Origin of the sequence: Streptomyces sp. NPDC086080 (assembly GCF_044540255.1) — a bacterium.
Lineage (GTDB): Bacteria > Actinomycetota > Actinomycetes > Streptomycetales > Streptomycetaceae > Streptomyces.
In genome coordinates, this window is the sequence record NZ_JBITRU010000006.1 from 23,473 (window position 1) to 36,809 (window position 13,337).

At 73.3% G+C, this 13,337-nt stretch carries 10 protein-coding genes; 8 read left to right on the forward strand and 2 right to left on the reverse strand.

All coding sequences use genetic code 11. The annotated features are described in order from the left end of the window. Positions 1-27 precede the first annotated feature (27 nt). Positions 28-795, forward strand: coding sequence for an enoyl-CoA hydratase/isomerase family protein (locus ACIF9R_RS09680; protein WP_399976741.1), 768 nt, complete (start codon positions 28-30; stop codon positions 793-795). Between the two features lie 179 nt (positions 796-974). Beyond that, entirely contained in the window at positions 975-1,583 is a 609-nt protein-coding gene (locus ACIF9R_RS09685) for an ATP-binding protein (RefSeq protein WP_399976744.1), read from the forward strand. Positions 1,584-1,623: 40 nt separating this feature from the next. Here the strand turns inward: ACIF9R_RS09685 and ACIF9R_RS09690 are convergent, their stop codons facing one another. Then, complete coding sequence (locus ACIF9R_RS09690; RefSeq protein WP_399976747.1) at positions 1,624-2,265, reverse strand: GNAT family N-acetyltransferase; 642 nt, start codon at positions 2,263-2,265, stop codon at positions 1,624-1,626. Positions 2,266-2,448: 183 nt separating this feature from the next. Between ACIF9R_RS09690 and ACIF9R_RS09695 the strand changes: the two genes are divergently transcribed. The 6 genes from ACIF9R_RS09695 to ACIF9R_RS09720 all read left to right on the forward strand — a co-directional run bounded on the left by ACIF9R_RS09695 (position 2,449) and on the right by ACIF9R_RS09720 (position 9,862). Further along, the gene (locus ACIF9R_RS09695; protein WP_399976750.1) at positions 2,449-2,661 is read left to right on the forward strand and encodes an EF-hand domain-containing protein; all 213 of its coding nucleotides are present in this window, start codon (positions 2,449-2,451) and stop codon (positions 2,659-2,661) included. Between the two features lie 40 nt (positions 2,662-2,701). Further along, a complete protein-coding gene (locus ACIF9R_RS09700; protein ID WP_399976753.1) occupies positions 2,702-3,427 on the forward strand; it encodes an NADPH-dependent F420 reductase in 726 nt (241 codons plus the stop codon). Between the two features lie 285 nt (positions 3,428-3,712). Continuing rightward, the gene (locus ACIF9R_RS09705) at positions 3,713-4,753 is read left to right on the forward strand and encodes a sugar-binding transcriptional regulator (RefSeq protein WP_399976756.1); all 1,041 of its coding nucleotides are present in this window, start codon (positions 3,713-3,715) and stop codon (positions 4,751-4,753) included. Continuing rightward, the gene (locus ACIF9R_RS09710; RefSeq protein WP_399976759.1) at positions 4,750-4,938 is read left to right on the forward strand and encodes a hypothetical protein; all 189 of its coding nucleotides are present in this window, start codon (positions 4,750-4,752) and stop codon (positions 4,936-4,938) included. The genes ACIF9R_RS09705 and ACIF9R_RS09710 overlap by 4 nt, the downstream gene beginning before the upstream one ends. Next, the gene (locus ACIF9R_RS09715) at positions 4,935-8,552 is read left to right on the forward strand and encodes a hypothetical protein (protein WP_399976761.1); all 3,618 of its coding nucleotides are present in this window, start codon (positions 4,935-4,937) and stop codon (positions 8,550-8,552) included. Before ACIF9R_RS09710 ends, ACIF9R_RS09715 begins: the two co-directional genes overlap by 4 nt. 62 nt (positions 8,553-8,614) lie before the next feature. Then, complete coding sequence (locus ACIF9R_RS09720; protein ID WP_399976764.1) at positions 8,615-9,862, forward strand: hypothetical protein; 1,248 nt, start codon at positions 8,615-8,617, stop codon at positions 9,860-9,862. A gap of 71 nt (positions 9,863-9,933) precedes the next feature. Here the strand turns inward: ACIF9R_RS09720 and ACIF9R_RS09725 are convergent, their stop codons facing one another. Beyond that, a complete protein-coding gene (locus tag ACIF9R_RS09725) occupies positions 9,934-13,263 on the reverse strand; it encodes a right-handed parallel beta-helix repeat-containing protein (protein ID WP_399976766.1) in 3,330 nt (1,109 codons plus the stop codon). Between the last annotated feature and the right edge of the window lie 74 nt (positions 13,264-13,337).

The following is a 13,337-nucleotide window of genomic DNA, read 5'->3' on the forward strand; positions in this document are numbered from 1 at the left end:
GTGTGAACGCCCGCTAACCTGCGGAGCATGACCGTACATCTCGAAGTCGCCGAAGGCGTCGGCACGCTGCGGCTGGACCGGCCGCCCATGAACGCGCTGGACATCGCCACGCAGGACCGGTTGAAGGAACTCGCCGAGGAGGCCACGCGGCGCGAGGACGTGCGCGCCGTGGTGATCTACGGCGGTGAGAAGGTGTTCGCGGCGGGTGCGGACATCAAGGAGATGCAGGCCATGGACCACGCGGCGATGGTCGTGCGGTCCCGGGCACTGCAGGACTCCTTCACCGCCGTCGCCCGTATCCCCAAGCCGGTCGTGGCCGCCGTCACCGGCTACGCGCTCGGTGGGGGCTGCGAGCTCGCCCTCTGCGCCGACTATCGCATCGCCGGGGAGAACGCCAAGCTGGGCCAGCCCGAGATCCTGCTCGGCCTGATCCCGGGCGCCGGCGGCACCCAGCGGCTGTCCCGGCTGATCGGCCCCTCCAGGGCCAAGGACCTCATCTTCACCGGCCGCCAGGTGCGGGCCGACGAAGCGCTGACCCTCGGTCTCGTCGACCGTGTGGTCCCCGCCGAGGAGGTCTACACGCAGGCCCACGCGTGGGCGGCGAAGCTGGCCCAGGGCCCGGCGATGGCGCTGCGCGCGGCCAAGGAGTCGGTCGACACCGGTCTGGAGACCGACATCGAGACCGGCCTCGCCGTGGAACGCAACTGGTTCGCCGGCCTGTTCGCCACCGAGGACCGGGAGCGGGGGATGCGCAGCTTCGTGGAGGAGGGCCCCGGCAAGGCGAAGTTCCTGTGACGTCTCGCTGAAAACCGCTTCGGGGGATTGCAATTGACACGATGTCTGATCCGGGCCCCTCGACGGGGCGGATTGTGGGAGCCTTGGTGCACCCTTAAGCCGTTCGTGTCGAGGGAGCCCGTCGATTGCCTGAGAGCGAGCCGTTCCCGCAGGTAGCACGAGCTTCCGATGACTCCGAAGTGCCAGCCGCATATGTCGGGGGCCCGGTGTCCGAGGGGGTCGCGGAGGGGGCGTATTCCCCCGGAACCGCCCCGGAGGCCCCTGTGGACGGCCATGATGGGGGCATGGCGGGGCTGGATGGCAGGGAACAGCCGCGGGGAGACGGACGTGCGACCGTGTCGCGCTGGTCGCCGACGGTCGAGGACGAACGCGCCCTGAAGGCGCTGGAGTTGTTCGGCAACCCGACGGATGCCGAGGTTCCGTTACCGTCCCGCCCCGAGTCCGCGGCCACCGCCCGCCGACTCGTCCAGATCGTCGTCCTGCGCCACTGGGGCCTCAACGCCAAGATCACCGAGGACGCCGTCCTGCTCGTCTCCGAACTGGTCGGCAACGCCGTACGCCACACCGGAGCCCGTGTCTTCGGCCTCCGTATGCGCCGGCGGCGCGGCTGGATCCGTATCGAGGTCCGCGACCCGTCCCGCGGACTGCCCTGTCTCATGCCGGTCCAGGACCTGGACACCAGCGGCCGCGGCCTCTTCCTCGTCGACAGACTCGCCGACCGCTGGGGTGTCGACCTGCTGCCCCGGGGCAAGACCACCTGGTTCGAAATGCGCGTCACGGACCGCTGAGAGCCCGGCCTCCTCGCGAGCTCAGGAGCCCGGAAGGAACTCAGGGGCCCGGAAGGAACAACGCCTCCGAGCCGACCGGCCGGTACCCCGCCGCCTGGAACGCCCGCAGGCTGCGAGCGTTCCCCGGGGAGATCTGCGCCCACACCGGCTCGCCCCCGGCCAGCCGCCGCGCCGCCCGCGCCAGCCGCCGTCCCAGGCCCCGGTGCCGGGCCTCCTCCGGCACCTCCACCGCGACCTCCAGCCGGCCCGCGAGGCCACGCCCCAGGATCAGCACGCCCCCGTCCGCCGTCCACACCCGCACGTCGTCGCGCCGCCGGCGGGCGCTCACCACCCGGGGATGGCCGGGGTCGCCGATCTCCTCCAGGGCGGGCGGCGGGCCGCCCGGCAGCGGCTCGGCCACCGTCATCACGTCGATTGTGTCCGTCCGCCGCCCCGTACGCTCCGTGAAGGCGGCCAGGAAACGAACGTTCATGGTGGCGGCCAGGGCGTCGCAGTCGGCCCCGGCGAGCGTCCGCCGCACCCACGCGGGATCCTCGTCGGTGAAGACGACGGAGTGCGCGGTGAACGCCAGGACCCCCGCGTCCCGGGCCGACGGCTGGTCCACCACGGTCGTCCGTCCGTCCGCCGCCGGGAAGACGCCGCGCGCCGCTTTGTCGAGGATCTCCTTCAGCCTGTCGGCCACCCGCCTGCTCCTTGCGTCCGCACCCACGGGAAGGACCAGACTCCCAGAGATGATCGACGACGGCACCCGACTTCCCACCCTCGGCGAACTCGCCCGTGCCACCGGCGTGTTCGTCGTCTCCGGCCGCCCGATAATCTGACCGGTGTCAGTACGACGGCACAGAACGGAACGAGGGGCGGACCGGTGGCGGACATCGAGGAAGCGCGCAAGCAGTTCGAGCGGATCGACACGGACGGGGACGGGTTCATCACCGCCGCCGAGTTCAAGACCGCACTGGCCCAGGGCGGGGACTGGAACGTCACCGAGGCGGTCGCGGAGGCCCTGATCGCCTCCCGCGACCTGGACGGCGACAAGGTCCTGTCCTTCGACGAATTCTGGGCGCATCTGGTCCGGTAGATCCGGAATAGTCCGCCCGTCCGGGAGGTTGGTGCCGATCATGCGGGTTCCCGAAGGGAACCGAAGCGGACATCGACCCCCGGAAGGGCGAGGCGAGCGGAACATGAAGATCGGCATCATCGGGGCGGGCAACATCGGCGGGAACCTCACGCGGCGGCTCACGGCCCTCGGCCACGACGTCTCCGTCGCCAATTCCCGCGGCCCCCACACACTCGGGGACCTGGCCGAGGAGACGGGCGCGACCCCGGTGCGGACCGAGGACGCGGCGCGGGGCGCGGAGATCGTCGTCGTCACGGTACCCCTCAAGGCCGTGCCGGACCTCCCCTCCGGCCTGTTCGACGAGGCCGCGGAGGGCGTGGCCGTCATCGACACCGGCAACTACTACCCGCGGCAGCGCGACGGCAGGATCGCCGGCATCGAGGACGAGGGCATCACCGAGAGCCGCTGGACGGAACGCCGGATCGGTCACGCCGTGATCAAGGCCTTCAACGGCACCTACGCCCAGGACATCCTGGACCGCCACCGCCCCGCAGGCGCACCCGACCGGATGGCCCTCCCCGTCGCCGGTGACGACGAGGCGGCCAAGCGGAAGGTCCGGGCCCTGATCGACGAACTCGGCTTCGACACCGTGGACGCGGGCGGCATCGACGACTCCTGGCGCCAGCAGCCCGGCACCCCGGTCTACGGTCTGCGCGCCGGCACCGAGGCCGTCACCAAGGCGCTGGCCGAGGCCTCCGCGGAACGCAAGCCGGAGTTCCGGGGCTAGGGCCAGGAGGCCAGGGCCCAGGAGGCGTTCCCGGCCTATTCCCTCACCGACGACCTGCTGGAGACGTCCACGACGTGCTTGTCCAGCACGGTCGTCGGTGTGTGCTTCCTTCCCGGTCTGATGCCGGTGACCCGCAAGGAAGTCGGCGCGTTCGGTCCCATCCGTCACCGAGGCCCCTGGTGTCACCCCCGCGTCGCCCCTCCGTAATGCGCCGGTCACCTCGAACGGATGAACTAGGGTGGTTCAAGCATGAATTGATGAACAATCAGGGCGCGGAGGAACGACATGGTCGAACCGGCCGAGGCGGTGGCGTTGCCCGCGCCGATCGACATGCTTCTCGCAGCCGCCGTCGCCCGGCGTTTCTACCTGGAGAACCGGTCGAAGGTGGAGATCGCCAAGGAGTTCGGTATCAGCCGCTTCAAGGTGGCCCGCCTCCTCGACACGGCCCTGGCCCACGACATCGTGCGCATCGACATCACCGTCCCGGCCGAGATCGACGTCACGCTCGGACGGGAGCTGACCGAGGAGTTCGGGCTCCGTCACGGCATCGTTGTCGACCTGTCCCGCACCGAGGACAACACCGCGGGCCGGCACCAGGACGTGCGCTGGCTCGGCACGGCGGCGGCCCGGCTGCTCTCGGAGATCGCCGTGGAGGGCGACGTCATCGGACTGGACGGCAGCGAGGCCGCCGACGCGCTCAGCGAGGCCGTCATCCGGCTGCCGCTGTGCGACGTGGTCCAGCTGACCGGGGTGCACGGCCAGGACCTCGCCCATGACGCCGCGATCGCGGCGGTCCACCGTACGGCTGCCGCGGGCGGGGGCAGGGCCTTCCCGCTCCACACCCCCTTCCTGCTGCCCGACGCCGTGACGGCCGCCGTGCTGCGCAGCCAGCCCGCCACCGCCGCGACCCTGGACCGGTTCGGCCAGGTCACCAAGGCCGTCGTCGGCATCGGCGCCTGGGACGCGCCGCACTCCCCGGTCTTCGCCGCCCTGTCCGAGCGGGAGCGGCAGGAACTCCGGGAGGCGGGGGCCTGCGCCGAAATGGCCGGCCAGATCCTGGACACCGCCGGCCGGATGCTGCCCACCACGCTCACCGCCCGCACGATCGCGGTCGGCGCCGCGGAACTCCGTGGCGCCGCGGAGCTGATCGGCGTCGCGGCCGGTGGAGACGGCACCGAGGCGGTGCGCGCCGCATTGAACTCCACACTGCTCACCGGCGTTGTCACGGACGCCACGACCGCGCGCCGCATCCTTCGGTACGACGACGCCGGTGACAGGGCGGGGACCGCGACGTCACTTCGACGCACCGAACGAGGACAGAGATGAGCCGGCAGGACGACATCCGTGAAGCGGGCCAGTGGCTGGGGGTGGTCGACCCGATGTGGTCCGGAGCGGGGAGACCCCCGGAGTGGGCGATGACCGGCCGGTGGCGGTCCGGCCCCGACGGCGCCCGTGCCGCGTCGAGCGTGCCGACCGAGGCTGTACAGCCGGTCCGGGGGACGGACGCGTGAGCCGCTGGTCGTCCGTGATACCCGGCCGGGGACGCAGATCCGACTCCGGTTCCGGCGCCGGCCGCCGTGGCGCGGTGCGCCCCGCCGACGGGGCGAACGGCGGCGGAAGCGGGGGTGGCGTCGCCGGCCCGCCCGTCGAGGACGTCGACGGTGTGCTGCTGGTGCGCTCGGTCGAGGACGACTCGTTCCCCCTGGACGTCGTGGCGGAGGTCGCGGGCGCCGTCGGCGGGGAGGACGACGTCGTCACCGTGATCGTGGGCTCCGCCCCCGTCGGCGCAGTGGCAGCCGCAGAGCACCTGGCACGGCTGGGCGCGCTGCTCGACTCCCTCCGCGCGCGGGACACCGACCGGATCCGGCTCGTCATGTCCGGCGCCGGCGACGACCGGCTGGACCGGCCCTGCCTCGCCCGGAGGATCGCCGACGCCTGGGAACTGGAGGTGACGGCTCCCGACGGGGTCGTCCTGATCACCCCCGGGGGCGCGCTCTTCGTCCACGGCAACTCCCGCCCGGGATGCGGCTGGTGGAGGTTCGCGCCCGGCGCGAAACCCCGGAAGCTGGGACCGCGTGCTCCGTCGCCCGCCTGGGAGGAGGCGCTGGACGGGGTGCCCGACCGCACGGACGGCGGCTGCGTCGTGGACCGGGTCCCGGCCGGTGTGCTGATCCGCCCGGCCGAGGCGCCCGGCCCCGCCCCCGACGACCTGTGCTTCTCCATGCCCGTCGACTTCGAGCGCCTCACGGTACTGGTGGGTGCCCCGCAGGCGGAGGACGTCGCCGCCGACGAGGTGGCCGCCGTACTCGCCGCGCTGCCGGAGGCCGAGCGCGCCCGTTCCCGGCTCGCGCCGGGCGGGCGACGCGATGTGCTGCGGCTCGGGCAGCAGGTCGCCGACCGGCTCGGCACCGAGGTGGAGGTGCTCACCGGCTTGCCGCTGCTCGACGACCACGCCCCGCCCGGAACTCCTCCCCGGACGACGCTGATCGGGCGGGACGGGAGGCCGAGTTGGCGGCCGTTCGTGTCGTCCGTGGTCTGTGGGCCGGTGGACTCCGAGGGGCGGGCTCCGGTACCCAGACCGGTTGGACTCCACCCGCCCGACTGGATACTCGGCGGTGGTGAACCGGGGACGGTCCGGCTGACGGACCGCTGGCAGGCGACGGTGACCCGGGCGGGCCTCGCGCTGTGGGCACCGGACGGACCCCGTCCCGGACCGCTCGGACCGGCCGTCGATCCGGAGGTGTGCGCCATCGAACTGGGCATGCCGGGCCAGCCGTTGGACGACTCCCTGCTGCCCGCGCTGTCCCGTCTCCTGCGCGGCCTCGGCACCGACATCAGGTCCCGCACCACCCTGCTGGTCCGCGGCAGGCTCCTGGCGGGCGACGGCGCGCTGCGCCGGCTGGCCGCCGAACAGGGCATACCGGGCATCCGCTATGTCACCTCCGGCCGGTCACCGCGGCCCGCCCCGACACCCGGCCACGCCGCGTTGCCCGGCGGTGCCGCGTTGCCCGGCGGTGCCTCGACGTCCGGCCACGCCGCGTTGCCCGGCGGTGCCTCGACGTCCGGCCACGCCGCGTTGCCCGGCGGTGCCTCGACGTCCGGCCACGGCGCGTTGCCCGGCGGTGCCTCGACGTCCGGCCACGGCGCGTTGCCCGGCGGTGCCTCGACGTCCGGCGGTGCCCCGACGTCCACCGGTGCCGCGCTGTCCGGTCACGCCCCGACGCCCGGCGGTGCGGTGCGGGAGCCCGGTCCGGTTGCCGCGCCGGGGGCCGGCGGGCCTGATGGTGGGGTCGTGGGGGACACCTCGCTGTCCGGCGGGGTGGCGCGAAGGCCGAGTACGTCCTCCGCCGTCCCGGCCACCGGGCCCGGAACCGGTGCGCTGCGGCGGCCGGACGGAGCTGCCGAGGGCCGGCCGGCCGGAAAGGCCGGGCGTGCGTCGCCGGCCGGCGAGGGGGCGCGTCGGCCGGTCGCGTCCGCTGACGGCCCGTCGGCCGTGCGGACCGGTCAGGCTCCGCCGTCCGGTGCGCCGGTCCGGGTGCCCGGTCCGGCTTCGCCGGCGTCCGGTACGGCGACGACCCATGCTTCCGCTACGGCCGCCGCGCCCTCGGTGGCAGCCGCACCTGGCGGTGGGCCGACAGGCCGTGACATCACGCCCGCCGTCGAGCCCCGGGCCGCGGAGCCCGGGGAACCGGCCTCGGCGCCTGCCGCGCTCCCGGACGCCGGTGACGGCGGCGGGCCCGCCGCCGTCACCGGCGTCGGCCGCGCTCCTTCGGCTTCCGGCCCCGGTGCGGCGCCGGATCCTCACCACGAGGAGGGCGCTCCTGATCGACCGGGGGTCTCCTCGCAGGGTGGGCCCGTTCCGCCGCCGGGACTGCGTCAGGTGAAGGTGGCCGCCGAAGCCCCCGCTCCGGGGAAGTCGGGGGATGCGCCGTCAGGTCCTCTTCCGGTACCTGCCGAGTCCGGGGAAACCGGTGAGGGCACGACCGCGCGCGACGGGCGAGCGGAACCCCTTGCGGAGGGGACGCCCGCAGAGAAGCTCGTGTCCGGTGCGGTGTCGGTTGGTGAAGGTGGGGCGGGTTCGGGGTCGTCCTCGGTGGGGCGGAGGGCCGGCGAGGGCCCTGTGTCCGCTGAGGTGTCGGAGGGTGGGGGCGAGCGGGGCTCCGAGGCCGGTGGGGTGTCGGAGGGCGGTCGCGGGGCGGCTGTCGGCGATGGCTCCCCGGTGGAGCCCGGCGCGGGTGCCGCCGCCGGTGGGCGGAGGCCGGGCCAGGGGGACGGGCCGGGGCGCGTCGCCGGGACGACGGCAGGTACCGGGGCGCGGACGGGGCCGCGGAGCGGCGCCGCGTCCGTCCCGGACCGTGCCGAACTCCCCTTCGTGCCCGGGCACGTCAGCGGGGCCGCCGAACGGGCCGCGTTCCGGGACGCGGCCGCCGCTGCCTGGGAGGGGCACGCCGCCGCCGTATCGCGCGTGCTCACCCGGATGCCCGCCCTGCGCGGTCACGAACTGGAGGCGGCGCGAACCGATCTCGTCGCCGCGCACGCCTACCTCACCGCCGAGGAAGGACCGCTGCACCACCGCGAGTTGATCCGCGACCTGCACACCGGTGAGGGTCGCCTGCTGCCCTATGCCGGCTGCCTGGCGTCCGCGTTGCGCCGGCTGCCGTCCTACCGGGGTGTGGCGCTGCGCGGCGGGGACACCGACGGGCCCGGACCGGCGGTCGGCACGCTGCTGCACGACCCCGCCCCGGTCAGTGCCCTGGCCGGTTCCTCGGAGCTCCCCGCCGGGGCTCCCGTGCGCCATGCGGTGTGGTCCGTCACCGGCCGCAAGGTACGGCAACTGCTCGACCGGCCGGGCGGCTCCCCGGAGTCGTACGAGGAGATCGTCTTCGTGCCGGGGACCGGCTTCCGGGTGCTCGGCACGCGGACCCTGCCCACGGGCTCTTCCGTGGTGCTGCTGCGTGAACTCCCCGGGAACGCCACCGTCTACATGGACGGGTCGGAGGAACTGAGCGCGCTGGACCTCAAGGCCCTCGCGCACTTGGAGGAGGCGCTCGCCAAGGGCTTCCGCACCGGCGACGGCCCTCAGTGGCCCCCGCGCTGCTCCGGGCGCGTGGGCCAGGACGGATAGCGGGCCGGGCGCCGCACCATACGACCACCTGTCATCCCAGTCCCAACAGATTGAGGAGCACGATGGCAAGCCAGAAGAAACCGCCCGCACCCGACGGGCCCGACGGCACGGGCGGTTCGTCCGTCCGCAGGGCCGTGTCCCTCGGGCCCGCCGCGGCCGACCCCGGAGCGATGCCGGTACCGGCCGCCCGGCGTACGGCCGAGCCCGAGCCCGAGCCGGAGGAGAGCGGTCCCGGGGAAGCGGAAGCGGAGGCGGAAAGGGAATCGGCACGGCCGGCCCCGGACACCGCCGAGAGCACGACCGCCCCCACCGGCGGTGCGGCCGGGGAACCGGCCACGACGGCCACCGTGTCCGGTGCCCCCGAGAGCACCGCTGTCGTCCGGGCCGAGAGCGACGCCGAGGCACGGGGCGTCGGAGGGGCCGCCGGTACGGCCGCCGCCGCGGCTGCCGGTGCCGACGGGGACGGACCGCCGTCCGGAAAGCCGAAGAAGCCCCTGCTCGCCGCCGCCGGCATCGCGGGCGTCGTCCTCCTGGCGGTGCCACTGCTGATCTGGGCCACGGACGACGCTCGGCAGAACAAGAAGGACGACGTGGCGGTGGCCGCCGGGTCCGACACGCTGCTCGACGAGGAGCCTCTGGAGGTGCCGAAGGGCGAGTACGCCCCGGCGGCGCCGACACCGACGTCCACACCCAAGCCGAAGGCCTCGGCCAAGAAGCCGGCCGTGAAGCAGCAGCCGGTCGTCGGGCAGGGCGCTCCGGTGTCGAGTCCGGCCTCGTCCGACAAGCCGCTCAAGAAGACGGTCAACAAGGCGCAGACCAAGGTGGAGGACCACGAGCCGCCCAAGCTCCCGCCGAACACCGCCGCCTACGCCGTTCAGCGGCTGGCCGCTTCGAACCCCGGCCGGCACATCTGCTACCGGGTCCATGTGAAGGGCGCCGGCTGGACGGCCCCCGTGTGCGACGGGGGCACCGCGGGTCACGAGGGCAAGGGACGGCCGATCACGGCCATTAACATCTCCGTGGCGGACGTGAAGAGGGTGAACGGCAACGAGTTCATCCAGAAGGACGGTTGGACGACCCCGTGGTCGGGCGCGGCCGACGGGACGGATCTGGTCCTGGGCAGCGCCGCGTCGAACGCGCCCAACCTCAGTGGCTTCACCATCGGTGCCGAGGTGGGCAATGTCTGCCAGAACCACAAGCTCGGTCAGCACGACTGGGGCGGCCTGAGGTGCGAGACGTCCGAGGGCTGGATCTTCGGCGGGTCGACGTCTCCGGATGTCTGGCTGGAAGCCGTGAGGTTCACCGTGTGAGCGGTGCGACAGCGCGGTGAACGCCCGCCGGCCGGAACCGGCGGGCGTTCGCCTGCGAGGTGCTCAGAAGGTCAGAACGCGGCCTCCTGCCAGCGGGCCGACGGGAGATCCTCCGGCAGCAGCGTGGTGAGTTCGGCGAGACTGGGCGAACTCAGGCCACCCAGCCGGCGGGCCTGGCTCGTCATCATCGTCTCCAGCAACTGCCGGGCGAGCCGGGCGTTGCCGAAGGACCGGTCGCGCGGGATGGCGTCCACATGGGCGCGCAGCGCCGCGAGGGTCGCGTCGGCGCACTCGTACCCGGAGGCCTCGGCATGCCGGGACACGATGGTGACCAGCTCGTCCGTGCTGTAGTCCTCGAACGTCACGAACTTGGAGAACCGGGAGGTCAGCCCGGGGTTGGAGGCGAGGAAGCGCCCCATTTCCTCGGTGTATCCGGCGACCACGACCACGATCTCGTCGCGGTGGTCCTCCATGAGCTTCAGCAGGGTGTCGACGGCCTCGCGGCCGAAGTCGTTGGACGAGCCCTCGGGGGTGAGGGTGTAGGCCTCGTCGATGAACAGCACCCCGCCCAGCGCGCTGGTGAAGACGTCCTTGGTGCGCTGGGCGGTGTGGCCGACGTACTGCCCCACCAGGTCCGCCCGCGCCACCTCCACCAGGGAGTCGCGGGGGAGTACGCCCAGCGAGTGCAGGAGCTTCGCGTAGAGGCGGGCGACGGTGGTCTTGCCGGTGCCGGGCGGTCCGCTGAAGACCAGATGGTTGCTGATCCGGGGAGCGGGCAGCCCCGCGGCGATCCGCTGGCGGGCGTTGGTCAGCAGACTGACCAGGTCGGCGACCTCCCGCTTCACGGCGGCCAGCCCCACCATGGCGGTGAGTTCGGACATCGGGTCGGAGGCGTCGTCGGCGTCCTGTGCGGTCCCGCCGCCGCCGACGGCCGCCGCCTCCGCGTCGCCGACATCGATCGGCAGCAGCAGCGTCAGGTCGCTCTCCGCCGGGTCGGCCATGGCCGCGAGCCGGAACGCCTGGCGGTCCACCATGTCCTCGAACACGCCGCGCGCCGCGCGGCCGTTGCCGAAGGTCGCATCACGCGTCATCTGCTCGAAGCGTACGGCGAGCGCCTCCCGGGTCAGCGGCCCGAGCTCGAACTGGTGCCGGTGGCACATGCTTTCCGTGATCGTCACCAGTTCGTCCACCGCGTAGTTGCCGAACTCTATGGTGCGGGTGAAGCGGGAGGCGAGCCCCGGGTTGGCGGTCAGGAAGGACTCCATCTGCTCGGAGTACCCGGCCGCCACCACGACCACGTCGTCGCGGTGGTCCTCCATGAGCTTCAGCAGGGTGTCGACGGCTTCGCGGCCGAAGTCGTTCGACGTGCCCTCGACGGTGAGGGTGTAGGCCTCGTCGATGAACAGCACTCCGCCGAGGGCGCTGTTGAACGCCTCGGTGGTCTTGATGGCCGTACCACCGATGACCTGCGCGACGAGATCGGCGCGGGCGACCTCGACCAGATGCCCGCTCCTGAGCACACCCAGGTCCGCGAGGATGCTGCCGTAGAGGCGGGCGACGGTGGTCTTGCCGGTGCCGGGCGGCCCCGCGAAGATCAGATGCCGGCTCATCGATGGGACCGGCATGCCGAGCCGGCGCCGCCGCTCCGCGAGCTGGTTGAGGTTGACCAGCGTGCTCACCTGGTGCTTGACGTTGTCCAGGCCGACGAGCGACTCCAGCTGGGCGAGCGGCCCCTCGGGCTCGGGCTCCCTGCCGGGCCCGCCCGGGGCGCCGTCCTCGCCGACCGGCTCGGCCGACTCGCCCCAGCTGTCCGGCAGTCCGTTGTCCGCGCTGGTCAGCGATGCGACCGTGAGCCGTTCACCCGCGCGGCTCTGGCGCAGTCCCGCGCCGCGGTTGTCGCGCACGACGCACCGGGTGATGTCGACCGGTTCCCCGCTGTCGATCCGTATGCCGTCGCCCGTACTGCCGGAGATCTCGCAGGAGTCGAGGACGGCCCGGCCGCCGCGCGACACCTGGACCCCATGGGCTCTCGATCCGTGCACCCGGACCCGCTCCAGGGTGATCTCCGCGCCGTCCCGGACGCCGACTCCCGCGTCGGCGCTGTCGCCGATCTCGCAGTCCCGCAGGGTGCCCCGGCCGCGTTCCCCGACGAGGACGCCCGAGCGGGCTGCGGAGCTCAGTACGGTGTCGCTGATCCGGGGGTCGGCGTCGTCGTCGATGCTCAGCGCGCAGCCGCCCGCGGACTCGACCGCGCAGTGTTCGAGCCGGCCGCGGGCGTCGTCGGTGAACTCGATGCCGTGGCCGCCCGCGCCGGTGATCCGGGCGTGGCGCAGCAGGGGGTCGGCGGCGGAGCGCACCGAGATGCCGACGCCCGCCGCGTCCAGGACCTCCAGGCGCTCGAACTCGGCCGTGGAGTCGTCCCAGAGCTGTACCGCCCCGGCGGTGTCGGCGCAGTCGCTCACCACGGTGTCCCGCAACAGCGGGGCACCGCCCTCGACGACCCGTACGGCGGCCTCGGTGGAGCCGTGGAAGGAGCAGCCCTCCAGCGTTCCGCGCGAGCGGTCCAGGACGAGCAGCCCGCTCTTCTTGGTACGCCGGGTCACACACCCGCTCAGGTGCGGGTCGGCCCCGCCGGAGACGACGATGCCGCTCTGCGCGATGGACTCGAACGACGTCTCCTCGATCTCCGGACGGGACATGCTGGTCACCAGCAGGCCCACCGAGGCGTGGTGGACGCTGCACCGCAGCACACGGGTCGAGCTGTGGCCCTCCAGGGCGATGGCGGGCTTGTCGGTGCCGGAGATGTCGCAGCCCTCCACGGTGCCCCGTGCCTCGCCGTTCGCCAGGACGCCGTTGGCGCGGGCGCCGCGGATACGGCAGTCGCGCACCAGCGGCCGGGCGCTCTCGCCGATGACGACGGCCGAGGTGCCGAAGTTCTCGAACGTGCAGTCCTCGATGATGCTTTCGGCCTCCGACGAGTCGACCAGGCCGGCGCCACCGGGGTTGCCGATCCGGCAGTCGCGGACGGCCAGCGAGCCCTTGCCGCGCACCAGCAGCGCCGTCCAGCCGGAACCGGTCACGGTGCAGCCGTCGAGGGCGGCCTGACCGGCCGGTACGTCCACGACCGCGGCCTCCTTGTCACGGCCCCGCAGGGTCAGGGCGCTGAGCATCACGGCGTCGGCCATGAGCGTGACGGCGGTGCCGTCCCGGGGGCAGAGCTCGGCCGTGCCCGGCTCGCCGTCACCGACGATGGTCACCCGGTGCCGGATGACGAGGTTCTCGGCGTAGCGGCCGGGGCGGACCCGGATCACCGCCCCGGTGCGCGCCTGGGCCAGGGCCTCACCGATCGTCCGGAAGCCGTCCGACCGTTCCGGGCCGACCGTGAGTATGTGACGTGCCACGCCTCGAACCTCCTTGTACTGCTGTGTCGTTGGCGTTGTGCGCCGTTCGTTTCATGTGCATATCATGCGGCTCA

Bases quoted from the DNA above. Each gene is read 5' to 3' on its own strand.
- ACIF9R_RS09680 (WP_399976741.1), top strand. From the start codon at position 28: ATGACCGTACATCTCGAAGTCGCCGAAGGCGTCGGCACGCTGCGGCTG.
- ACIF9R_RS09700 (WP_399976753.1), top strand. From the start codon at position 2,702: ATGCGGGTTCCCGAAGGGAACCGAAGCGGACATCGACCCCCGGAAGGG.
- ACIF9R_RS09705 (WP_399976756.1), top strand. From the start codon at position 3,713: ATGGTCGAACCGGCCGAGGCGGTGGCGTTGCCCGCGCCGATCGACATG.
- ACIF9R_RS09710 (WP_399976759.1), top strand. From the start codon at position 4,750: ATGAGCCGGCAGGACGACATCCGTGAAGCGGGCCAGTGGCTGGGGGTG.
- ACIF9R_RS09720 (WP_399976764.1), top strand. From the start codon at position 8,615: ATGGCAAGCCAGAAGAAACCGCCCGCACCCGACGGGCCCGACGGCACG.